The sequence below is a fragment of the Micromonospora sp. KLBMP9576 genome, assembly GCF_050941805.1.
Lineage (GTDB): Bacteria > Actinomycetota > Actinomycetes > Mycobacteriales > Micromonosporaceae > Micromonospora.
Genome location: NZ_CP194567.1, coordinates 3,075,115 through 3,096,976, shown reverse-complemented (window position 1 = coordinate 3,096,976; position 21,862 = coordinate 3,075,115). Strand labels below are relative to the sequence as shown.

Here is a 21,862-nt window from a genome sequence, read left to right as displayed (position 1 = left end):
GTGCCGGGCCGCCCGTGACCCGGGCGGCCCGGGCGCTCCACCGGCCGGACGCACGGCACCGCCGGCGAGCCGGGCGCGGGAGTCAGAGCATCGGGCGGCCGACCACCGAGGCGACCAGGCGGGCGAACTCCTCCAGGCGGGCGATCTGGCCGGCACCGCCGTCGTCGAGGGTCTTGCCGAAGCGCAGCGCGTCATGTCGGGGCGCGCCCACCGCCTCGTCGCTCGGCGGCGCCTCGTCCAGCGAGGTGAGCAGCAGGTAGACGTCGATGCTGTCGACCCGGATCCCGCCCGCCTCGTCGCGGGTCAGCCGCCGCCGGCAGCCGACCTCGGTCACCGTGGAGACCGGCACCACCCGCAGCGACGAGGTCATCGACCCCGGCGGCCCCTCCTCCGGCGGCACGTCCTCGCCGTGCCAGAGGACGAGGCGGCTGCCGTCGCAGACCACGACCTCCTGCCACACCCCGTTGACCTCGTTGACGAAGCGTTCCAGGGTGAAGCCGAGCACCGAGGCGCCGCGCAGCACCCCGCCGAGCGCCTCCAGGGCGACGTCGGGGTCCCGCAGGTACGCCCGCGCCGCCGATTCCAGGTCCTGGTAGGGCGACCAGTCCGGGAACACCGCCGGCAGGTCACCCCCGCCGAAGCCCGGCCGGCTCATGCCACCTCCCCGTGCCCGGCCCGCCGGCGCGTGCCGGCGGGCGGGATCCGTCCGTTCACTCCTCGTCGCACCGCTGCGCCGTCACGGCCGTTCCGGGTCCCCGGCCGCCGTGACCCGCCCTGTCCCGGCAACCGCCGGGGCGGCCTCGGCAGCCGCCGGCGGGGCCTCGGCGACAGCCGCCGGGACGGCCTCGGCAGCCGCCTGCCGGGCGGCCTCGGCGTCGCGCAGCACCTGGCGGCGTTCGGCGTACGCCTCGGCGCCCTTGCTGGGTTTGCGGCGCCGCGGCGGCGCGGTGACGCCGGGCGCGAGCTTACGCGCGGAGACCAGGAACGCCGTGTGGGCGATCATGCGGTGGTCCGGGCGAACGGCGAGCCCCTCGGCGTGCCAGTCGCGCACCAGCGACTCCCAGGCCCGCGGCTCGGTCCAGCCACCGCGTTCGCGCAGCGCCTCGACCAGCTCGGAGAGCTGCGGGGTGGTGGCGACGTAGCCGATGAACACGCCGCCGGGCACCAGGGCCCGCTCGACCATGTCGAGGGTCGCCCACGGGGTGAGCATGTCGAGGATGATCCGGTCGAAGCCGGTCTCGGTGCAGCCGGCGACGTCGCCGACGTGCAGGTGCCACGCCGGGTGCGGCCCGTTGAAGAAGGCCTCCACGTTGCGCCGGGCGATCTGGGCGAAGTCGTCGCGCACCTCGAACGAGTGCAGCTCCCCCTCGGTGCCGACCGCGCGCAGCAGCGAGCAGGCCAGCGCGCCGGAGCCGGCCCCGGCTTCCAGGACCTTGGCGCCGGGGAAGACGTCGCCCATCGCGACGATCTGGGCGGAGTCCTTCGGGTAGATCACCTGGGCGCCGCGCGGCATGGAGAGCACGTAGTCGGACAGCAGCGGGCGCAGGGCCAGGAACGCGGTGCCGCCGCCGGAGGTGGTGACCACGCTGCCGTCGGGCAGACCGATCAGGGCGTCGTGTTCCAGGATGCCGCGGTGGGTGTGGAAGGCCTTGCCGGGCTCCAGGGTGACCGTGTGCATCCGCCCCTTGGGGTCGGTCAGCTGCACCCGGTCGCCGGGCCGGAACGGGCCGCGGTGCACGGGAGGCAGTGCCGGGGTGCCGGCGGGCGCCGGGACAGCCGGGTCGGCCGGGGCGGCGGGGGGAGTTGCGGTCACGTGTTCATCTTCCGTTGAGGTTCGAGGAGCTGAGCCAGATCCGCGATGTGCAGGATGCCGACGACATCTTCGCCTGCGGTCACCACGTACTGCGCGCCCGGGTGGGTCTGCACCGTCTCCATCACGCGTTCCCCGTCGAGCCCGACCGGCAACGCGGGCAGGTCGGCCAGGGACCTGGCGACCGCGTCGACGGCCAGCCACGGGCGACGCTCCACCGGTACGGCCTGGGCCGCGGCCGGGTCGACCAGGGCGACCGGCCGGCCGGTCGGGTCGGTGACCAGGAGCGCGGCGCCCGGGTTGCTTCCCTCGGCGCGCCTGCGGTACGCCTCGGCCAGCGGCGTGCCGGCGGGCACGGCCAGCGCCGGCCGGGCCAGCCGCGACAGGTCGATCAGCGGGAGGCGGCGGCTGATCCGGGCCAACCGGATCGACTGCCCGGCGCCCCGCCACAGGGTGAACGCGACCAGCAGCATCAGCGGCAGCGCCAGCGGCGCCAGGACCCGGGTGACGGTGAGCAGGGCGACCAGCGCGGCGGTGCCGACGGCGACGGCCCGCCCCACCCAGCCGGCGACCTCGGTGCCCCGGTGCCGGTCGCGGGTCACCGCCCAGACCGCCGCCCGCAGCGCCCGGCCGCCGTCGAGCGGCAACCCGGGCAGCATGTTGAACAGCGCGACGATGACGTTGCTCACGGCCAGCTGGAACGCGAGCTGGTGGGCGAGGGTGCCGTCGGGCAGGGCGAGGGTGGCGGCGACCGCGATCGCGCCGAGCACGGCGGAGACGGCCGGCCCGGCGAGCGACACCAGCAGGTCGACGCGGGGTGTCGGGGCGTCCCGGTCCATCTCGGTGTAGCCGCCGAGCAGTTCCAGGGTGATCCCCCGCACACCGATTCCGTGGCGGCGGGCGGTGAGCGCGTGGCCGAGCTCGTGCAGCAGCACCGAGCCGAGCAGGGAGACCACGAAGCCGAAGCCGATCAGGTAGCCGGCGACCTGGGACAGGTCGAGCTGGCGGCGGGCGAACTCGGCGTACAGCACGGTCACCAGCAGGGTGAGCAGCACCATCGAAGCGTTGAGGTGCAACGGCACCCCGAACACCCGGCCGACGGTCAGGCCGCTGGTCGCGTCGGGTCGGCGGCGCGGTCGCCTCGTCTGCTCCATCGCCTCGATGCTACGCGGCGGGGATCATGCGCCGGTGCGGCGACGGGCGCGCTGTCAGACGGGTGCCCTAACCTTCCGGGCATGACGGCGCAACCGGTGACCACGCAGCAGTCCCCACCTCCGGCCGAGGTCCCGGCGACGGTGCGGGCCTCCCTGTCGCCGTCGCGGGCGGCGGATTTCAAGACCTGCCCGCTGCTCTACCGACTGCGCAGCATCGACCGCCTGCCCGAACAGCCGACGGTCGAGCAGGCCCGCGGCACGCTGGTGCACGCGGTGCTGGAGCGGCTGTTCGACCTGCCGGCGCAGGGGCGCACCCCGACGGCGGCGGGCGACCTGGTGGCCCCGCAGTGGGACAGGCTGGTCACCGAGCAGCCGGAGCTGGCGGCGTTGTTCGCCGACGGCGACTCCCCGGCGGCGGCCGAGTTCCTGCGCTCGGCCAGCGGGTTGCTGGAGGGCTACTTCGCGGTGGAGGATCCGCGCCGGTTGGAGCCGGCCGAGCGGGAGAGCCTCATCTCTGCGGTGGTCGACGACGAGCTGCTGATCCGCGGCTACGTCGACCGGCTCGACGTGGCGCCCGACGGGGCGCTGCGGGTGGTCGACTACAAGACCGGTGGCGCGCCGCGGGAGGCGTTCGAGGCCCGCGCGTTGTTCCAGCTCAAGTTCTACGCGCTGGTGCTGTGGCGCACCCGGGGCGTGGTTCCCCGGGTGCTGCGGCTGCTCTACCTCAAGGACGCGGAGATCTGTGACTACGCGCCGGACGCCGACGAGCTGCTGCGCTTCGAGCGCACGGTGGTGGCGTTGTGGCGGGCGATCGAGCAGGCGACCGCCCAGCAGGATTTCCGCCCCCGGCCGAGCCGGCTCTGCGACTGGTGCAGCCACCAGGCGCTCTGCCCCACCTTCGGCGGCACGCCGCCGCCATTCCCGACCCAGGCGGTGCCGGATCCGCGGCGTGACGCCCGTTCCCGCCCGACGCCTCCGGGCGCCGACGGGTGACCGAGGCGGCGTCGCCGCCACGTCCGGTGCGCGTCCTGCTCGCCGACGACCAGCCGCTGCTGCGTACCGGCTTCCGGTTGGTGCTGGGCGCGGCGGGTGACCTGCACGTCGTGGCCGAGGCCGCCGACGGCCTGGCGGCGGTGGAGCTGGCCCGCCGGCTGCTGCCCGACGTCGTGCTGATGGACGTCCGGATGCCGCGGATGGACGGGGTCGCCGCGACGCGGGCGATCGTCGACGCCCGGCTGCCGGTGCGGGTGCTGATCCTGACCACCTTCGACCTGGACGAGTACGTGGTGGGTGCGCTACGGGCCGGGGCGAGCGGCTTCCTGTCCAAGGACGTGCCCGCCGACGACCTGGTGGACGCCATCCGCACCGTGGCGGCCGGGCACGCGGTGGTGGCACCCCGGATCCTGCGGCGCCTGCTGGACCGCTTCGCCGGCGCGCTGCCCGACCCGGCGACCGCACCGCCTCAGGTGCTGCGCGCGCTGACCGAGCGTGAACGCGAGGTGCTCGTGCACGTGGCGCGGGGGCTGTCCAACGCCGAGGTCGCCCGGGCGTTGTCGGTCAGCGAGACCACCGTCAAGACCCATGTCGGGCACGTGTTGACGAAGCTGGGCCTGCGCGACCGGGTGCAGGCAGTGGTGCTGGCGTACGAGTCGGGCCTGGTCCGCCCGCAGAACTAGCGCCTCGTCGCCGGCGGGTCGCGCCGTGGCCGGGGACGCGCCGCACGCGACGCAGCGGTTGCCCCCGTCACCTACCGTGACCGACGGTGCCGCCGCGAGGTTGGTCCTGGGGCCGTGTCGGTGTGCACCGGTGCCGGCCGGTGGCGCGTGCGCCCGGCCCGGTGCTGCCGGCGCGCCCCGGCGTGGGCCGGCCGCCCGCGCGACTCAGGGAGAACCCTGAGCCGGTGTGGGGGGCACCCGCAGCGCGAAATCCGCCCTGGGCTCCGCCCGGAGTCGGACGGATCGGGGCGGGCGAGCACAGATGATGGGACTTGCCGTGCCGGACCAGCGGGGGCGGTACGGATCGAAGACAGACGGAAGAGGTAGATGACGTGACCGCGACGGTAGGCCGGCACGCGCAGGCCGCGGCCCGGGCGAACGACGTGTGGAAGGTGTACGGCAGCGGCGAGGCGCAGGTCGTCGCGCTGCGCGGGGTCACCGCGGAGTTCGAGCAGGGCCGGTTCACGGCGATCATGGGGCCGTCGGGCTCCGGCAAGTCGACGCTGATGCACTGCCTGGCGGGGCTGGACTCGGTGACCCGGGGCACGGTGTCGATCGGCGACACGAAGGTCACCGGTCTGGGCGACGCGGGCCTGACGAAGCTGCGCCGCGACAAGGTGGGGTTCATCTTCCAGCAGTTCAACCTGCTGCCGACGTTGACGGCCAAGGAGAACATCCTGCTGCCGCTGTCGATCGCCGGGCGCAAGCCGGATCCGGCCTGGTACGACACGGTCATCGCCACGGTCGGGCTGCGCGACCGGCTCGACCACCGGCCCGCGCAGCTCTCCGGGGGCCAGCAGCAGCGGGTGGCCTGTGCCCGCGCGCTGGTCGCGCGCCCCGAGGTGATCTTCGCCGACGAGCCGACGGGCAACCTGGACTCGCGCGCCGGCGCGGAGGTGCTGAACTTCCTGCGCGACTCGGTACGCGAGCACGGGCAGACCATCGTGATGGTCACCCACGACCCGACCGCCGCCGCGTACGCCGACCGGGTGGTCTTCCTCGCCGACGGGGAGATCGTCTCGGAGCTGATCGAGCCGACCGCCGACACGGTGCTGGACACCATGAAGAAGCTCGACGCCCCGACCGAGGTGACGCGCTGATGTTCCGCGCGACCCTCAAGAGCCTGCTGGCCCGCAAGGTCCGACTGATCCTCTCCGGCCTGGCGGTGGTGCTGGGCGTCATGTTCGTCTCCGGCGCGTTCGTGCTCACCGACACCCTCGGCCGCTCGTTCGACGCGATCTTCGCCGACGCGTACGAGGGCGTGGACGTCAACGTCGCGGCCAAGCCGAAGGTCGACGGCGGCGACAGCGGCATGCAGGCCGTCTCCCCGGTGCCGGCGGCCACGCTGGACGCCGTCCGGGCGGTGCCCGGGGTGGCCGGGGCGACGGGTCTCGTCGCCGTCGACGGGGCGCGGTTGGTCGGCGGCAACGGCAAGGCGGTGGCCTCGTTCGGCCCACCCCAGCTCGGCGAGAACTGGACCGGCGAGAGCGACCTGGTGCGGCTGCGCGAGGGGCGCGGCCCGCAGGCCGACGACGAGATCGTGATCAACGGGGCGCTCGCGGCGGCCGGCAAGGTGAAGGTCGGCGACCGGGTCGGCGTGCTGACCCTCCAGCCGAAGCAGGAGTTCACGGTCGTCGGCGTGTTCGGCTACAGCGGCGGCCGGGACTCCGTCGGTGGCGCCAACGAGATCATGTTCACCACGCCTGTCGCGCAGCGGCTGATGCTGGGCGCCCCGGACACCTTCAGCAACATCTCGGTCACCGCCGCCGACGGGGTCTCCGACGAGGCGCTGCGTGACGCCGTGGCCGCCGCGCTGGGCACCGGATTCGAGGTCAAGACCGGTGCGCGGCTCTCCGCGGACGCGGCGTCCAGCCTGAAGGAGGCGCTGTCCTTCTTCAACCGGATCCTGCTCGGCTTCGCGGCGGTGGCGCTGCTGGTGGGCACCTTCCTGATCCTCAACACCTTCTCGATCATCGTGGCGCAGCGCACCCGGGAACTGGCGCTGATGCGCGCCGTCGGGGCCAGCGGCCGGCAGATCATCGGGTCGGTGGTGCTGGAGGCCGTCGCGGTGGGGCTGGTCGCCTCGCTGCTCGGCCTCGGCGCGGGCATCGGCATCGGCGCGCTGCTGGCGTACCTGTTCAGCACCTTCGCCGGCGGGCTGAGCCTGGCGGGGATCGGCGTGCCGCCGTCCGCCGTGATCGGCGCGTTCGCCGTCGGTCTGGTCATCACTGTGGTGGCGGCCCTGCTGCCGGCGCTGCGGGCGTCGCGGATCCCGCCGATCGCGGCGATGCAGGACGTCGCCACCCCGGACCGCCCGCTGACCAGGATCACCCTGGTCGGGGCGGTCGTCACGGCCATCGGCGGCGCGCTGCTGGCCCTGGGGCTCACCGGCAACGCCGGGGGCAGCACCCTGGCCACCATCCTCGGCGGGGTGCTGTTCGCCTTCATCGGTGTGGCCCTGCTGACGCCGTTGATCAGCCGGCCGGTGGTGAGCCTGCTCGGTGCGATGTTCGCCTGGTCGGTGCCGGGCAAGCTGGGGCGGCTGAACTCCGGGCGCAACCCGCGCCGCACCGCCATCACGGCCGCCGCGCTGATGGTCGGCATCGCCCTGGTCACGGGGGTGACGGTGATCCTGGACTCGGCGAAGAGCAGCATCGGCGGGCTCGCACAGGACACCCTCAAGGCGGAGCTGGTGATCTCCGGGGCGCAGAGCGGCCCACGGTCGCCGAGCTTCGACCCGGCGGTGTTGGAGAAGGCCGCCGCGATCCCGGGGGTACGCCTGGTCGACGGCGAGTACGGCGACCTGGCGATGGTCGGCGGGGAGCGGACCTGGGTGGCGGCGAGCAGTGACGTCGCCGCGCTGCGGCAGATCTTCGGGGCCGAGCCCACCGCCGGGAACATCGACCGGCTGGGGCCGGGCGAGATGCTGGTCAGCTCGGACACCGCACAGGCGCGTGGCCTCTCCGTGGGCTCGACGGTGCCGGTGCAGACGTCGCGGGGCGAGGCACGCACCTACACGGTGTCCGGTGTCTACGCCAGTTCCGAGCTGACCAACCCGGTGGTGCTGCCGCCGGAGGCGGCGAGCGGCTTCGCCATCCCGCAGCCGATCCAGGGGTTCATCCAGCTCGCTCCCGGTACCCGGGCGGCCGACGTGCAGCCACGGATCGAGGCGCTGCTGGCCGATTCCCCCGAGGTGTCGGTGGCCGACCGGGAGGCGTTCATCGAGCAGCAGACCGGTCAGCTCGACGGGCTGCTCATGATGATCCAGATCCTGCTGGCGCTGGCGATCGTGATCGCCGTACTCGGCATCATCAACACCCTGGCGCTGTCGGTGCTGGAACGCACCCGGGAGCTGGGGCTGCTGCGGGCCATCGGGCTGCGCCGGGCGCAGACCATGCGGATGATCACCGTGGAGGCGGTGGTGATCTCGGTCTTCGGCGCGCTGCTCGGTGTCGTCGTCGGCGCCGGCCTCGGCGCGGCAGTGGTCGAGGCGCTGCGCGACGAGGGGATCACCGACCTGGTGCTGCCCTGGGCCCGGATGGGGATCTTCCTCGGCCTCGCCGCGATCGTCGGGGTGATCGCGGCGGCGCTCCCGGCGGTCCGGGCCGCCCGGATCAACGTGCTGGGCGCCATCGCCCACGAGTGATCCGGCGCGCGACACGTGGGGTCCCGCCGGCTGGCGGGGCCCCACGTCGCGGTCAGGCGCCGGGCGGCGGGGCGCCGAGCAGGGCGGTCAGCAGTTCCAGGTCCGCCCCCGTCAGGCTCTCCACCTGGTGTACGCCGTCGCGCGGCCCGATCGGCACCTCCGCCGGTACGGCCAGCACCGCCGCGCCGGCGGCGAGCGCGCTGGCCACCCCCGTCGGTGAGTCCTCGATCGCCACGCAGCGCGCGATCGGCACGCCGAGCAGCCGGGCGGCCGTCAGGTACGGCTCCGGGTGGGGCTTGGCGTCGTCGACCTCGTCGCCGCAGACGATCGCGTCGAAGCTGTCCCGCCCGAGGGTGTCCAGCGCCACCTCCACGAGGGGCCGGACGCTGGAGGTCACCAGGGCGGTCGGGATGCCCGCCGCGCGGACCGCCCGCAGCAGCGGCAACGCGCCGGGGCGCCAACGCAGCCCGGTGCGGAACAGCTCCAGGATCCGGGCGTTGATCCACGCCTCGCTGGCCGCGGGGTCGCGCTCCGGTTGGCCCAGGTCGTCGTGCACGATACGCATCGACGCCGCCATGCTGGTGCCGATCACGGCCCGGCGGGCGGAGTCGGAGAGGGTACCGCCGTACTCCGCCGCCAGTTCGCGCAGCGCAACGTCCCACAGTTTCTCGCTGTCGACCAGGGTGCCGTCCATGTCGAAGAGCACGGCGGCCGGGTGGTGGCTGCTCAGCGGGTCCTCCCTCGGTTCGGGTACCCGGGGATCCTCTCAGCCGCCACGCCGCCGCCGCACGCCCAGGTGCCGGCGCAGTGACCTGACCGACGGGGTGGTGCGGGCGCGACGGCGGCGGCCCGGGCGGCGCTCAGCCGAGGCCGCAGGCGTCCAGGGACCGTTCGTAGCCACGGAAGAACGCCTCGGTGCGCTGCTCGGCGGTGCCGTGCGAGCCCTCGGCGAACCAGGGCTGGTCGGGGGCGTCCCCGACGGCCAGCAGCCCTTCGCGGAACTCGTCCAGGTCGCCGGCGTCGAGCGCGAGCGCCTTCGCGCGCACCGAGTCGCCGAGGTACGCCCCGGCCATGCAGTCGGCCTGCAACTCCTGCTCGATGGTGTAGGAGTAGCGGATGCCGAGGCGGGTCTGGATGCCGTGCGCGTACTCGTGGCCGAGCAGGTAGAACACGAACGCGTCGCCGACCTGGCGGAACGCGCCCACCGACCAGTTCACGTCGTAGGCGATGAAGTCGCCGGCCGAGCAGTAGACCGCGTTGTTGCGCGGCAGCGGCTGCCCGCCGCAGGAGACCTGACCCTCCCGCTGGTAGGGCGTGATGCGGCTGATCGGACGGAATCGCTGCCCCGAGGCGCGGAACTGCTCGGCCCAGTACCGCTCGGCGATGCTCTGCGCGTCGACGACGTCCTGCTGGAACTCCGCGACGCTGGTGGTGCCGTCGGCGCGGGTCTGTCCCGCACCGGGCGAGGCCGGGGCACCGGGGCGCTGCGGGGCCGGCTCCTCGGGCTGCGACACCCCGCCGACCGCGCAGGCCGCCCCCGCGACGAGGGCCGCCACGAACCCGGCCAGTGTGTTTCGCCCTCGTCGTCCCGCCCTCGTCGTCACAGCGCCCTCCCCGGCCTCGGCGATGCCGTCTCCACTACCCCGCGAGGGCTTCGTCATACCGGCGCCCTTCCGAGCTGGCGACCGGGGGCGCCGCGGTTGTCGGCTCCGCCCGAGGAGCGGCCCCGTGGGCTTCGTTGCTCCGGGCGGGCGGTCAGGGGCTGGCGGCGAGGAAGACGAACGCGGCGAGCAGCACGAGGTGCACCCCGCCCTGGAGCACGGTGGCCCGCCCCGGCACCACGGTCAGCACGCTGGTGACGACGGTGAGGGCGAGCAGGGTCAGCTGGGTGCCGCCCAGGCCGAGCAGCAGCGGTCCCTCGAGCCAGATCGAGGCGAGGGCGATGGCCGGGATGGTCAGCCCGATGCTGGCCATGGCCGAGCCCAGGGCCAGGTTCAGGCTGATCTGCACCCGGTCGCGGCGGGCCGCCCGGGCGGCGGCGATCGTCTCGGGCAGCAGCACCAGCAGCGCGATGATCACGCCGACGAACGAGGGGGGCAGGTTCGCCCCGGCGACGGCGGACTCGATCGCCGGGGACACCGACTTGGCGTCGCCGACGACGGCGACCAGCGCCACCACCAGCAGGCCGAGGCTGAGCAGGGCGGCCCGGTTCGACGGTGGCTCGGCGTGTTCCTCCGGGTCGAGCACCCGTCCCTGGCTGTTGACGGAGAGGAAGTAGTCGCGGTGCCGGCCGGTCTGCACCATGACGAACAGGCCGTAGAGGGCCAGCGAGGCCACCGCGGCGAAGGCGAGTTGTGTCGGGGTGAACTGCGGGCCGGGCCGGCTGGTGGTGAAGGTCGGCACCACGAGGCTCAGGGTGGCGAGGGTGGTCACGGTGGCCAGCGCCCCGCCGGTGCCCTCGGGGTTGAACACCGCCACCCGGCGGCGCAACGCGCCCAGCAGCAGCGACAGCCCGAGGATGCCGTTACAGGTGATCATGACGGCGGCGAAGACGGTGTCCCGCGCGAGGGATGCCGTCTTCTCGCCGCCACTGATCATGAGGGTGACGATCAGGGCCACCTCGATGACGGTGACGGCCACGGCGAGCACCAGCGAGCCGTATGGTTCGCCCACCCGGTGGGCCACCACCTCGGCGTGGTGCACGGCGGCCAGCACCGCCCCGGCCAGCAGCACGGCCACCACGACCACGACGGGGCCGGAGAGGTCGCGCCCCCACGTCAGGAACAGCACCAGGATCGCCAGCACCGGAACGAAGACGGTCCAGTCGGTCAGACGGGTACGGAACGGCGCGGCCATGCCCCCAACCTTCTCAGGAAGGACGATCATCCAATCGTCAACCGGCGGGACCGGCCGGGCCATACCGTACCCGGTCCGGTGACCTGCGCCGGTTGCCGGTGCGGGCGCCGCCCGGGTCGGTGAGGATGGGCGGCACCGGCAACGCGACGCGACCGGGTCGGTCCACCGTGGACGGCGGCCGTGTGATCCCATGTGCCAGTGATCACCCCCACCCCTCTCATGCGTCTGGTGGCCGGCGTCTGGGGCTTCAAGACCCTCGCGGCCGGCGTCGAACTCGGCCTCTTCACCCGGCTGGCGAACGGGCGTAGCCTCACGGTCGGCGAGGCCGCCGCCGAGTTCGGGCTGCCCGAACGCCCGGCGGATCTGCTGCTGGCGGCGAGCGCCTCCCTCGGCCTGTTGGAGAAGGCCGGCGACGGCTACCGCAACTCCGAACTCGCCGAGCAGTTCCTGGTCGAGGGCCGTCCCTACTACTTCGGTGCGCAGATCCGCTACTCCGACCTGCACACCTACCTGCCCTGGCACCGCGTCGGCGAGGCGCTGCGCAGCGACCGGCCGCTGACCTGGGACCCCCAGACGCAGCAGTCGATGTTCGACACCACGGACCCGCAGATGCTGGCGCAGTTCTGGGACGCCATGTCCGCCACGTCCAGCTTCACCGCCCGGGCGCTGGCCGACGCGTACGACTTCGGCGCGCACACCCGGCTGCTCGACGTCGGCGGCGGGGCCGGGGCGTTCCCGATCGAGTTCTGCCGGCGGCTGCCCGAGCTGCGGGCGACCGTCCTGGACCTGCCGCACGTCTGCGCCCGCGCCGAGGAGCGGATCGCGGCGGAGGGCCTGAGCGGGCGCATCGACGCGGTCGGCGGCGACTTCCTGGCCGACGCGCAACTGCCGGCCGGGCACGACGTCATCCTGCTGAGCATGATCCTGCACGACTGGGACGAGCCGACGAACCGGGCGCTGCTGGCCCGATGCCACGCGGCGCTGCCGCCCGCCGGGGCCGTCGTCATCTGCGAGCTGCTGCTCAACGACGAGCGCACCGGCCCGCCGGAGGCGGCCCTGATGGGCATGAACATGCTGGTCGAGACGGAGGGCGGCCGGAACTACTCCGGTGCCGAGTACGCGGCCTGGCTCACCGACGCCGGCTTCGTCGACGTCCGTACCGTGCCCCTCGACGCCCCCGGTGCCAACGGCGCGGTGGTGGCCCGCCGGGGGAATCGGCGCACTCGTGCTGCCGGCGAAGGGTCCGCCCGCGCGACGCTGTCGAGCTGATGTCGTAGCCGATCGACCGGCCGCTGGCGCGTCACCGCACCCGGCCGGCACCGCGTCCGGCCGCCTGACGAGGCACTAGCCGGCTGCCGCGTTGTGTTTCGCGACCAGGCTCGGGAGCTCGTCCAGCGAGTCGATGCGGAACAGGCACCCCTCGGACACGGCCGGCATGTCGAGGATGTGGCCCCACGGACCGCGCCGGATCAGACACGTCATCATGCCCGCCTGCCCGGCCGGGCGTGCGTCGTTGTCGGGCCGATCGCCGACGTACAGGATCGAGGATGCCTCGCCACCGCCTTCGCGGACGACCCGCTCGAAGAAGGCCGGTGACGGCTTGTCCACGCCCCAGCCGCTCGACGTGCCGATCACGTCCACGCCGAGGTCGAGGGCGCGCAGGGTCGCCTCGGCGTGAGCCGGCTGGTTGCCGGCCAGGCCGACGAACAGGCCCTGGTCCTTCAGGGCGCTCAGGCACGCCCGCGCATCGGGGTAGAGGTCCTCTTCGCCGAACGACTCCGGACTGCCGGCAGCCGCTCGGCGCTCGAGCTCGGCCACGAGATCGAGATCGGGACGGAAGGCCCGGAAGGTCTCCCGATAGTCCAGACCCCGGGCGATCACCGCACCGAAGACCGCCGAGAACGTGTGCCGTGGAACGCCGAGCCAGTCAGCCCAGGTCTCGAACTCGCGGGACTCGTCGAGGATCGTCCCGCCGACGTCGAAGAAGACAGCATTGATCGTTCGTGTTCCCCCGGTCATGGTCACCCCGGAAGTAAACCATCGGGGGACGACCGCTCGCCGTCCCAGCCGACGGCCGGCTCGCGCACCGACGGGCGGTGCCGAGCACCGACCCGCCCGTCAGCGGGTCAGCCGTGGGCGCCGAGTTCGACGAGCAGGACGCCGGCGGCGACGAGGGCGATGCCGAGCATCATGACCCTGGTGAGGGGTTCCCCGAAGACGAGCCGGGCGAGGATCGCGGTCAGCGCGATGCCGACGGCGGCCCAGACGCCGTACGCGACGCCCACGGCCATGCCGTTGCGCAGGGCCAGGCTCAGGAAGACGAAGCAGCTCACATAGCCGCCGACGACGACGGGCGCCCACGCCTTCCTGCGTAGGCCGTCGGAGGCACGCAGCGCCATGGTGGCGGTCACCTCCAGGGCTATCGCCGCCGCGAGGAACACCCAGCTCATCGTGCCCCCTCGGGCTCGTCGCGGACGTCGGCCGGTGTGCTCTGCGCCGCTGCGCCCGGGGGGTGCGAGCCGAGCTCGACGAGCAGGACCCCGGCGACGATCACGGCGAAACCGAGCCCCATCACCCAGGTGAGCGCGTCGCCGAAGAGCAGCGCGGCCAGCAGCGCGGTGAGGGTGACCCCGCAGGCGGCCCAGATGCCGTAGGCGACGCCGATCGGCATGCCCTGGCGCAGCACCGCCGAGAGGAAGACGAAGGAGAGGGCGTAGCCGACGACGACCAGGGCGAGCCACGCCGACCGGTCGTTGGCGGCGCGCAGCGCCAGGGTCGCGCTGACCTCCAGGACGATGGCTCCGGCCAGGTACAGCCATTGCTTCACAGGTGGCCGCCTTCCGCGGTCAGGTCTTCGAAGGAGCACGACGAGCGCGTCGCGGCCCCGGGGGCGGGCGGGAGCAGGCCGGTGACGGCGACGTTGCGGCGGCCGCCGACGCCAGCCGGGCCAGGGTGAGCCGGGTCCGCGCCGCCGGCGGCAGGCCCGGGGGCGGGTCTGAGCACCTGGCGGGCCGCCGGATCCAGGGCCCCGACAGCGTCGGGCGGTAGGCGGCCTCCGCGGCGACCGCGTGCTCCGCGCGGCTGACGTCGGGGCGGTACGCGACGCGCGCGTGGGGATCACCATACCGCCCGCGCCCACCTGGTCGCCGAGGCGCCGTCGCGTACAGTTCCGGGTCGGAGTTGGCGAGGGCCGGGGAGACCCGGCGCGGGGAACGGGACGAGACGACGACGGCATGGCAGCGGACAGGAACATGGAAACCGGCATCGACCCACGCCAGCTGGAGAGCTGCCTGAGCGTCTTCGAGGCCCTGGAGGACCTGCCGCCCGACCACCCCGACGTGGTGCGGGTGCAGCGGGCCACCGCACGGCTCTACAAGGTGATCAAGCAGCGTCGGCGCGAGGAGCGGCGCGACGCCCTCGCGGCGGCCGACCGCGCGGTCACGGCCGCCACCGCCACCGGCGCACCGGGCCGGATCGACGACGAGACCCAGGGGATCCCGCTCGCCTCCCCCACCGACGGCAACACGGCCGGCTTCCTGCACAACCCGCGCGGCTGCTATGTCTGCAAGCAGCGCTACCGCGAGGTGGACGCCTTCTACCACCAGCTCTGCCCGGCCTGCGCCGCGCTGAACCGGCAGCGCCGCGACGCGCGCACCGACCTGACGGGCCGCCGGGCGCTGCTCACCGGCGGGCGGGCGAAGATCGGCATGTACATCGCGCTGCGGCTGCTGCGCGACGGCGCGCACACCACGGTGACCACGCGGTTCCCGCACGACGCGGTACGCCGCTTCGCCGCGATGCCGGACAGCGGGGACTGGCTGCACCGCCTGCGCGTCGTCGGGATCGACCTGCGCGACCCCGCCCAGGTGATCGCCCTCGCCGACTCGGTCAGCGACCAGGGACCACTCGACATCCTGATCAACAACGCCGCGCAGACCGTCCGCCGCTCCCCCGGGGCGTACGCGCAGCTCGCCGCCGCCGAGGCGGCGGCCCTGCCGGAGGGGCCGTTGCCGGAGATCGTCACGTTCGCCAAGCCGGCGGGCCGGGGCGAGCCCGTGGGCGGCCTGACCGCCTCGCCCGCGCTCACCCCGCACGCGCTCACCGCGCTGGCGCTGACCAGCGGTTCCGCCTCGCCGGAGCGGATCGCGGCGGCCACCGCCATCGACGCCGGCGGCCTGGTGCCGGACCTCGACCCGGTCAACAGCTGGGTGCAGCGGGTGCAGGAGGTCGACCCGGTCGAGCTGCTGGAAGTGCAACTGTGCAACGTGACGGCGCCGTTCGTGCTGGTCAGCCGCCTGCGGCCGGCGATGGCGGCGGCGCGGGCCAGGCGCAAGTACGTGGTGAACGTGTCGGCGATGGAGGGTCAGTTCGGTCGCGGCTACAAGGGGCCGGGGCACCCGCACACCAACATGGCCAAGGCCGCGCTGAACATGCTGACGCGCACCAGTGCCCAGGAGATGCTCGTCGACGGCATCCTGATGACCAGTGTCGACACCGGCTGGATCACCGACGAGCGGCCCCACCCGACGAAGATGCGGCTGGCCGACGAGGGCTTCCACGCCCCGCTGGACCTCGTCGACGGCGCGGCCCGGGTGTACGACCCCATCGTGCGCGGCGAACAGGGCGAGGACGTGTACGGCTGTTTCCTGAAGGACTACGCGCCCTGCGCCTGGTGAGCGACGCGTCACCGACCGCCACCCCACCGACGGCGGCTCGCACCGCTATTGCCAATCTTCGATGCGCCATGTAAAAGTTCTTCACTGCAATCGACCTCGTGTAAGAAATCCTTCGAGGGGACCAGGATGAGAAGAACCACCACATGGCTGTGGAGCCTCGCCACCGCGGCGGGGCTCACCCTGACACTCGGGTCGGCGGCCGTCGCGGAGCCGACGGCGACCGCTCCGCCGCAGCCCGCACCGCAGCAGGTCGCGGCGGCCGTCGGCCCGCAGCCCGGCAACTTCACGGGCAAGGGCTTCGACACCTGCACGGCCCCCTCGCAGGCGGCGATGAACGCGTGGCGCGGCAGCTCGCCGTACGGCGCGGTGGGCATCTACATCAGCGGGGCCAGCCGCTCGTGCGCGCAGCCCAACCTGACCGCGAACTGGGTCACCAACCAGACCGCCAACGGCTGGCGGCTGATCCCCATCGAGCTCGGCTACCAGGCCCCCTGCGGCACGCGTACGCCGAAGATGTCCGCCGACCCGGCCACCGCACGGTCGCAGGGCCGCACCGCGGCCACCAGCGCCGCCAACGCCGCGGCGGCGCTGGGCATCGGGGCCGGCAGCACCATCTACAACGACATCGAGCAGTACCCGACGACCACGGCGTGCCGGGCCGCGGTGCTGTCGTTCATCTCCGGCTGGGTCGAGCAGCTACACACCCGCGACTACCTGGCCGGCATGTACTCCAGCGGGTCGTCCGGCATCCGCGACGTCTGCCTGGAGTACAACAACCCGAGCTACCTGCGGCTGGACCAGATCTGGATCGCCTGGTGGAACGGCAAGGCCGACACCGACGCGGGCACGTACTGCTCCGACGCGTACTACGCGAACCACCAGCGGCTGCACCAGTACGCCGGCGAGGTGACGGAGACCTGGGGTGGCGTGACGATCAAGATCGACCGCAACTACCTGGACGTGCGCACGACCACGCAGCCGCCGCCGCAGCAGTGGAGCACCATCGTCGACAACACCACGTCCGGCCGGTTCACGGCGGGTGCGGCGTGGAGCACGTCGGGGTACTCCGCGCAGCGGTACGGCACCGACTACCGCTTCGCGAACCCGACGCAGGCCAGCGACGTCGCCTGGTACCGGGCGAACATCCCGGCGACCGGCAGCTACGAGATCTCGGTCTGGTATCCCGCCGACGCCGGATACAACGACCGCACGCCGTACCTCGTCGCCACCGCCTCGGGCAACCAGTCGGTGACGGTCAACCAGCGCGTCAACGGTGGGCGGTGGACGTCGATCGGCGTGTTCACCCTCGCCGCCGGCGACGGTGACAAGGTCGGGGTGAGCCGCTGGACCGCCGGCACCGGTTACGTGATCGCCGACGCCGTGCGGATCACCCGCACGTCCTGACCCGGCACGCCGTCGGGGCGTCGTCGGCGCGGTCGGATGACCCGCCGGCGACGCCCCGCGCCGTACCCGGCCCCGGTCGCCGACCCCCGGTCGCCGGCCGCGCCCCGCCACCACCGCCCCGCCCCGCCGCCACCGCCGGACCGCCCCGCCGTGCCGTCCGGTCGACCGCGCCGGCCCAGGCCCGAGGCCCGGAAGAAATCGATTCCCTGTTGTATAGGATCCCAGGTTGACCACGCTCGGATGGTGAGGCTGCGACGCAGGGTGGCGTTCCTGCGGCCACCCTCGGGCGGCCACGGGATCGAGTGCACAGCGACAGGGGACGACCCATGACGACCATCTATGACGTGGCTCGCCGTGCCGGGGTCTCGGCATCGACGGTGTCCAGGGTGCTCAACGGGCACGCCTCGGTGGATCCGGACCTGGCGGCACGGGTACGTCAGGCGATGCTCGAGCTGGACTACCGTCCGAACGCGGTGGCCCGCAGCCTGCGCCGGCAACGCACCAGCCTCTGGGCGGTGATCATCTCCGACATCGGCAACCCGTTCTTCACGGCGCTGGTGCGCGGCATCGAGGACGTGGCGCAGGAGGCGGGCTTCTCGGTGGTGCTCTGCAACGGCGACGAGGATCCGGAGAAGGAGGCCCGCTACGTCACGGCGGCCCTGGCCGAGCGGATGGCCGGCGTGATCATCTCGCCGTCGGGCGGACCGGCACTGATCAACCGGCTCACCGAGGCCGGGATGCCGGTGGTGGCCATCGACCGTCAGCCCCAGGGAGCGGCGGTGGACACCGTGCTCGTGGACAACGTGCACGGCGCCGAGACGGCCACCGCCCACCTGGTCGACAGCGGCTACCGCCGGATCGCCTGCATCACGGGGCCACGCCAGATCTCCACCGCCGTCCAGCGGCTGCGCGGATACCAGCAGGCCCTGCGCGCCGCCGGACATGGCGTGCCGGAGGAACTGACCCGGTACGCCGACTACCGCGAGGACGGGGGGTACCAGGCCATGGCGTCGCTGCTGAGCGCGGCGCAGCCGCCGGACGCGGTCTTCGTCGCCAACAACCTGATGACGGTGGGGGCGATGCAGTGCCTGGTCGACCGGGGCGTCCCCGTGCCCGCCCGGTGCGGCGTGGTCGGGTTCGACGACATCCCGTGGGCCCATCTGGTACGCCCCTCGCTGAGCACCGTCGCGCAGCCCACGTACGACCTGGGCCGGGCCGCGGCGTCGTTGCTCACCGGGCGGATCGCCCACCCCGCCAGGGCGTCCTCGACCATCACCCTGCGGACGACCCTGCGGGTACGCGAGAGTTCGGTCCGCCAGCCACCGCCCGGGCAACGGGCGGCGGACCGGGAGGACACCGCCCGCATCGGCTGAGCCGGACCGCCCGGCTCAGAGCGCGACGTCGCCGCAGAGGTGCACCCGGACCCCGAGGGCGTCGAGCATCGCGGCCTTGGCGCGCAACGCGCGGTCGGCCGCCCCGGCATCGGTGGCGTAGACGACGTTGACGTGGTTGGCCTTGTGCCGGGCCATCAACTGGTCCCGGCCCACCCCGTGCAGCACGGCATGCATGATCGGCCACTGCGGGGTGGTGGCCCGCAGGCGGCGCTGCGTCTCGGCGTCCGGCAGCTCCACCACGCTGCCCCGGCCCAGGTCGGCGTGCAGCGCCCCGTCCATGATGAAGATCCGTGACCAGACGATCTCCCCCGGGCGGGAGACCCCGCTCAGGGTGCCGCCGCCCAGCGGAAAGTACATCGGAGGCTGCCGCATGCTGTACGAGCGGTCGTAGCCCCCGTGGTGGGACGCCGGAACGGCGCCGGAGATCTCGAACACCCAGACGAAGTCGGGCCCGTACCGCTCGCCCCAGCGGATGTCGTGCAGAGTCGTGGCCGGGTCCATTCCCATCGCGGTCCAGATCCGGTTCGTGACCAGCGAGTCCACCGCGACCGCCTCGTCGACCTCGTTGAAGTGCGGCAGGGCCCGGCCGGCGTAGAGCTCGCGCGAGCCGTCGCGGCTGGTGACCGGCGGGCGCGACACGTTGTTCAGCAGCCCCTCCGCCAGGTCGCTCGCCGGCACCGTGTCCTTGAGCCCCTGCTGGTACTGGATGCCGACCGCGTCCAGGCCGAAGTCGTCGGCGATGCGCAGCGCGGCGACGTACATCCTGCACTGGCTGAGCAGTTGGGCGTCGGTCAGCTCGCTCGCCTCGTCGGTGCCGGTGTGGAAGGTCATCCCGGCGGCGTCGAGCCAGGCCCGCACCGCCTGCGCCTCCGCGTCGGGCACCCGGGCCATCTCCGCGACCAGCGCGCTCTGCGACAGCCGCTCCTTGTAGATGCCGAGGGGGTTGAGCAGCTCGTCGTCGATGATCGCGTTGTACATGCCCATGCAGCCCTCGTCGAAGACGCCGACGACGGCCGGTCGGCGCCGCAGCTGGCGGGCCAGCGCCACCCCGAGCTCGACCTCCGGGTCGGCCGGTAGCGGCGGCAGGTCCCGCACGTGGCTCTCGTCGTGGGTCAGCTCACCGGTCTCCAGCCAGCACTTCAGCCCGTTGCGGGCCCACTCGTCGGTGAAGTCCTCACTCCACAGCGTCGAGTACCGCACGCCGGCCTTGGTGAGGCTGCCGGCGAGGTTCAGCAGACCGACGAGGCCGGGGAACTCCCCGCTCCAGTTCGCCACGAGCAGGATCGGCCCGCGGTGCGCGCGCAGCCCGGCCAGCACGTGGTGGCTGTACTGCCACACCGCCTCCACGACCATGAGCGGGGCGTCGACCGGGATCTGCTGGAAGATCTCGATGCCGGCACGCTGGCTGTCGATGAAGCCGTGGCCCGCCTCGGCGTCCACCGGATGGGCCCGTCGGGTGTGCCACCCCAGGGCGCTCACCGCGTCGGCGAGATCCTCCTCCAGCCGATGCTGTGTCGGCCAGCCGGTGACGTTGGCGCTGGGCCGCAGGTCACCGCTGGCGACCGTGTAGACCGTCTGGGGGGCGGTGGCCGGCGGGTCGAGCAGCACCGGCATCGTGTAGTTGCTCACGGGTTGACTTCCTCCACTGGCTCGGTGATGGCTGGCTGGGGTGGGATCGCGAGACGCGCCTGCCGGGCGGCCAGCGCGTGGGCCACGGAGCTCGATGCGGCGTAGAGCTGCCGGTAGAGCTGGTAGAGCTCGTCGTAGTCGGCGGCGAACTCCGGACGTGGCTCGCGGACCTCGGCGATCGGGTTCCACCTGTCGATGTCGACCCGCTGCACCACGGCGGCGGCGAGGAACGCGGCGCCGTAGCTGGCGCCGATGGTGACCGACGGGACGTGCTGGGCCAGGCCGGTGATGTCCGAGACGATCTGCGTCCAGAGCGCGCCCTGGGTGCCGCCACCCACGGCCACGACCCGGCGGATGTCGCCGCCGGCCGCCTCGATCGTCTCGATGTTGTGCCGTGCCCCGAGCCCCGTCGCCTCCAGGGCCGCCCGGTAGATGTCGCCCCGGCCGTGGGAGAGCGTCAGGCCGGCGATGACACCACGGGCGTCCGGGTCCAGCAGGGGCGTCCGCTCGCCGGCGAAGTACGGCAGCATGAGCAGCCCGCGCGCCCCCGGCCCGGACCGCTCGGCCAGCCGCAGCAGCTCCGGGTAGTCCTCGGCGCCGAAGAGCTCCCGCAGCCAGCCGGTGACCGCCCCGGAGGTGGCCATGCCGCCGGCCAGGTTGCGGGTGCCCGGCAGCGCGCCGACGGTGCCCCACAAGGAAGGGCTGGTCAGCGGGTGCGGCACCGTGTGCAGCAGGAACATGGTCGTGCCGTACATGAGCATCAGGTCGCCGACGCGGTGGGCGCCGACGCTGAGCGCCTCCGACCAGGCGTCGATGGTCCCGGTCACCACCGGCGTCCCCGGTGCCAGCCCGGTGACCTCGGCGGCCTCGCCGGTGATCCCGCCGGCCACCTCGCCGGGCCAGCGCAGCTCGGGCAACTCCAGCCCCGGGGCGATCTCGTCGGCCCAGGGCCGGTGCCAGCGCTGCTCGACGCTGTCGTACAGCGGCGTGCACTGACTGGCCGAGTGCTGGTCGAGCAGGTACTGGCCGGTCAGCTTGAAGACCAGCCAGGAGCTGGGCATGAAGAGCCGCCGGGCCCGCGCGAAGAGTTCCGGCTCGGCGTCGGCGACCCAGGCGACCTTCGCCCCCGCCGCCTGGGTCGACAGCGCCGATCCGCAGCGCCGCAGGATCTCGTCCGCGCCGAGGCGCGCGGTGAGGCGCGCGATCTGCGGCGTGCTGCGGGTGTCCACGCCGTAGAGGATCGCCGGCCGCAGGGGCGTGCCGGCGGCGTCGGTGAGCAGCACGCACGGCCCCATCCCGCTGACCCCCACCGACACCACGTGGGCGTCGCCGGGGGCGAGCAGGTCGCGGGCGAGGGCCACGAACTCCGCCCACCAGACCTGGCCGTCCATCTCCACCCAGCCCGGTCTCGGCCGCTGCACCCGGTGCTCACGCACGCGGGAGCGCAGCACCCGCCCGGTCAGGTCGACGAGCACCCCCTTGCTGCTGGACGTGCCGATGTCGACCCCGAGCACCACCGCCGTCGTCATGCCGGACCTCCCCGATCTCTCCTGCCGCGTCATGGCCGTCGGGCCACGC

Annotated in this window: 19 protein-coding genes; 8 read left to right on the top strand and 11 right to left on the bottom strand. The window is 73.5% G+C overall.

Translation table 11 applies throughout. The features are described 5' to 3' along the window. Positions 1 to 82: 82 nt before the first annotated feature. The 3 genes from ACQ452_RS13795 to ACQ452_RS13785 form a co-directional block, all read right to left on the bottom strand. A complete protein-coding gene (locus tag ACQ452_RS13795) occupies positions 83 to 655 on the bottom strand; it encodes a hypothetical protein (protein WP_433393745.1) in 573 nt (190 codons plus the stop codon). Positions 656 to 736: 81 nt separating this feature from the next. Further along, a complete protein-coding gene (locus ACQ452_RS13790; RefSeq protein WP_433393743.1) occupies positions 737 to 1,813 on the bottom strand; it encodes a tRNA (adenine-N1)-methyltransferase in 1,077 nt (358 codons plus the stop codon). Then, a complete protein-coding gene (locus ACQ452_RS13785; protein WP_433394134.1) occupies positions 1,810 to 2,901 on the bottom strand; it encodes a site-2 protease family protein in 1,092 nt (363 codons plus the stop codon). The genes ACQ452_RS13790 and ACQ452_RS13785 overlap by 4 nt, the downstream gene beginning before the upstream one ends. A gap of 144 nt (positions 2,902 to 3,045) precedes the next feature. On the opposite strand from ACQ452_RS13785, the gene ACQ452_RS13780 reads away from it, so the two are divergent. The 4 genes from ACQ452_RS13780 to ACQ452_RS13765 all read left to right on the top strand — a co-directional run bounded on the left by ACQ452_RS13780 (position 3,046) and on the right by ACQ452_RS13765 (position 8,325). Next, complete coding sequence (locus ACQ452_RS13780) at positions 3,046 to 3,957, top strand: RecB family exonuclease (RefSeq protein WP_433393741.1); 912 nt, start codon at positions 3,046 to 3,048, stop codon at positions 3,955 to 3,957. After that, on the top strand, positions 3,954 to 4,640 hold the full coding sequence (locus ACQ452_RS13775) for a response regulator (RefSeq protein ID WP_433393739.1): 687 nt from the start codon (positions 3,954 to 3,956) through the stop codon (positions 4,638 to 4,640). The genes ACQ452_RS13780 and ACQ452_RS13775 overlap by 4 nt, the downstream gene beginning before the upstream one ends. Positions 4,641 to 5,011: 371 nt before the next feature. Beyond that, positions 5,012 to 5,779 (top strand): ABC transporter ATP-binding protein, encoded by a 768-nt coding sequence (locus ACQ452_RS13770; protein ID WP_433393737.1) that lies wholly within the window; start codon positions 5,012 to 5,014, stop codon positions 5,777 to 5,779. Then, positions 5,779 to 8,325 (top strand): ABC transporter permease, encoded by a 2,547-nt coding sequence (locus ACQ452_RS13765; RefSeq protein WP_433393735.1) that lies wholly within the window; start codon positions 5,779 to 5,781, stop codon positions 8,323 to 8,325. Before ACQ452_RS13770 ends, ACQ452_RS13765 begins: the two co-directional genes overlap by 1 nt. Before the next feature lie 52 nt (positions 8,326 to 8,377). Here the strand turns inward: ACQ452_RS13765 and ACQ452_RS13760 are convergent, their stop codons facing one another. The 3 genes from ACQ452_RS13760 to ACQ452_RS13750 form a co-directional block, all read right to left on the bottom strand. Beyond that, the gene (locus tag ACQ452_RS13760) at positions 8,378 to 9,031 is read right to left on the bottom strand and encodes an HAD family hydrolase (protein WP_433393734.1); all 654 of its coding nucleotides are present in this window, start codon (positions 9,029 to 9,031) and stop codon (positions 8,378 to 8,380) included. Between the two features lie 154 nt (positions 9,032 to 9,185). Further along, positions 9,186 to 9,929, bottom strand: a complete 744-nt coding sequence (locus tag ACQ452_RS13755) for a neutral zinc metallopeptidase (protein WP_433393732.1) — start codon at positions 9,927 to 9,929, stop codon at positions 9,186 to 9,188. Between the two features lie 151 nt (positions 9,930 to 10,080). Continuing rightward, positions 10,081 to 11,181, bottom strand: coding sequence for a calcium:proton antiporter (locus ACQ452_RS13750; RefSeq protein WP_433393731.1), 1,101 nt, complete (start codon positions 11,179 to 11,181; stop codon positions 10,081 to 10,083). Positions 11,182 to 11,379: 198 nt separating this feature from the next. On the opposite strand from ACQ452_RS13750, the gene ACQ452_RS13745 reads away from it, so the two are divergent. Continuing rightward, positions 11,380 to 12,450, top strand: a complete 1,071-nt coding sequence (locus tag ACQ452_RS13745; protein WP_433393729.1) for a methyltransferase — start codon at positions 11,380 to 11,382, stop codon at positions 12,448 to 12,450. A 75-nt stretch (positions 12,451 to 12,525) separates the two neighbouring features. Here ACQ452_RS13745 and ACQ452_RS13740 read toward each other — a convergent pair whose 3' ends face one another. The 3 genes from ACQ452_RS13740 to ACQ452_RS13730 all read right to left on the bottom strand — a co-directional run bounded on the left by ACQ452_RS13740 (position 12,526) and on the right by ACQ452_RS13730 (position 14,008). Next, entirely contained in the window at positions 12,526 to 13,200 is a 675-nt protein-coding gene (locus ACQ452_RS13740) for an HAD family hydrolase (protein ID WP_433394133.1), read from the bottom strand. 107 nt (positions 13,201 to 13,307) lie between these two features. Next, positions 13,308 to 13,631, bottom strand: coding sequence for a DMT family transporter (locus ACQ452_RS13735; protein ID WP_433393727.1), 324 nt, complete (start codon positions 13,629 to 13,631; stop codon positions 13,308 to 13,310). Further along, positions 13,628 to 14,008, bottom strand: coding sequence for a DMT family transporter (locus ACQ452_RS13730; RefSeq protein ID WP_433393726.1), 381 nt, complete (start codon positions 14,006 to 14,008; stop codon positions 13,628 to 13,630). The genes ACQ452_RS13735 and ACQ452_RS13730 overlap by 4 nt, the downstream gene beginning before the upstream one ends. Before the next feature lie 406 nt (positions 14,009 to 14,414). On the opposite strand from ACQ452_RS13730, the gene ACQ452_RS13725 reads away from it, so the two are divergent. From ACQ452_RS13725 to ACQ452_RS13715, 3 genes are all read left to right on the top strand, one after another. Next, positions 14,415 to 15,857, top strand: a complete 1,443-nt coding sequence (locus ACQ452_RS13725) for an SDR family NAD(P)-dependent oxidoreductase (protein WP_433393724.1) — start codon at positions 14,415 to 14,417, stop codon at positions 15,855 to 15,857. Between the two features lie 126 nt (positions 15,858 to 15,983). Continuing rightward, entirely contained in the window at positions 15,984 to 17,261 is a 1,278-nt protein-coding gene (locus ACQ452_RS13720; RefSeq protein ID WP_433393722.1) for a glycoside hydrolase domain-containing protein, read from the top strand. A 326-nt stretch (positions 17,262 to 17,587) separates the two neighbouring features. Continuing rightward, positions 17,588 to 18,634 (top strand): LacI family DNA-binding transcriptional regulator, encoded by a 1,047-nt coding sequence (locus ACQ452_RS13715; protein WP_433393720.1) that lies wholly within the window; start codon positions 17,588 to 17,590, stop codon positions 18,632 to 18,634. A gap of 15 nt (positions 18,635 to 18,649) precedes the next feature. On the opposite strand, the gene ACQ452_RS13710 is transcribed toward ACQ452_RS13715, so the two are convergent. Further along, positions 18,650 to 20,284, bottom strand: coding sequence for a fucose isomerase (locus ACQ452_RS13710; RefSeq protein ID WP_433393718.1), 1,635 nt, complete (start codon positions 20,282 to 20,284; stop codon positions 18,650 to 18,652). After that, entirely contained in the window at positions 20,281 to 21,813 is a 1,533-nt protein-coding gene (locus ACQ452_RS13705; RefSeq protein WP_433393716.1) for an FGGY-family carbohydrate kinase, read from the bottom strand. The genes ACQ452_RS13710 and ACQ452_RS13705 overlap by 4 nt, the downstream gene beginning before the upstream one ends. Positions 21,814 to 21,862 lie beyond the last annotated feature (49 nt).

Excerpts from the sequence above, each read along its gene's own strand:
- ACQ452_RS13715 (WP_433393720.1), top strand. The coding sequence starts at position 17,588 with ATGACGACCATCTATGACGTGGCTCGCCGTGCCGGGGTCTCGGCATCG.
- ACQ452_RS13765 (WP_433393735.1), top strand. The coding sequence starts at position 5,779 with ATGTTCCGCGCGACCCTCAAGAGCCTGCTGGCCCGCAAGGTCCGACTG.
- ACQ452_RS13750 (WP_433393731.1), bottom strand. The coding sequence starts at position 11,181 with ATGGCCGCGCCGTTCCGTACCCGTCTGACCGACTGGACCGTCTTCGTT.
- ACQ452_RS13780 (WP_433393741.1), top strand. The coding sequence starts at position 3,046 with ATGACGGCGCAACCGGTGACCACGCAGCAGTCCCCACCTCCGGCCGAG.
- ACQ452_RS13735 (WP_433393727.1), bottom strand. The coding sequence starts at position 13,631 with ATGAGCTGGGTGTTCCTCGCGGCGGCGATAGCCCTGGAGGTGACCGCC.
- ACQ452_RS13705 (WP_433393716.1), bottom strand. The coding sequence starts at position 21,813 with ATGACGACGGCGGTGGTGCTCGGGGTCGACATCGGCACGTCCAGCAGC.
- ACQ452_RS13795 (WP_433393745.1), bottom strand. The coding sequence starts at position 655 with ATGAGCCGGCCGGGCTTCGGCGGGGGTGACCTGCCGGCGGTGTTCCCG.
- ACQ452_RS13725 (WP_433393724.1), top strand. The coding sequence starts at position 14,415 with ATGGCAGCGGACAGGAACATGGAAACCGGCATCGACCCACGCCAGCTG.
- ACQ452_RS13720 (WP_433393722.1), top strand. The coding sequence starts at position 15,984 with ATGAGAAGAACCACCACATGGCTGTGGAGCCTCGCCACCGCGGCGGGG.
- ACQ452_RS13740 (WP_433394133.1), bottom strand. The coding sequence starts at position 13,200 with ATGACCGGGGGAACACGAACGATCAATGCTGTCTTCTTCGACGTCGGC.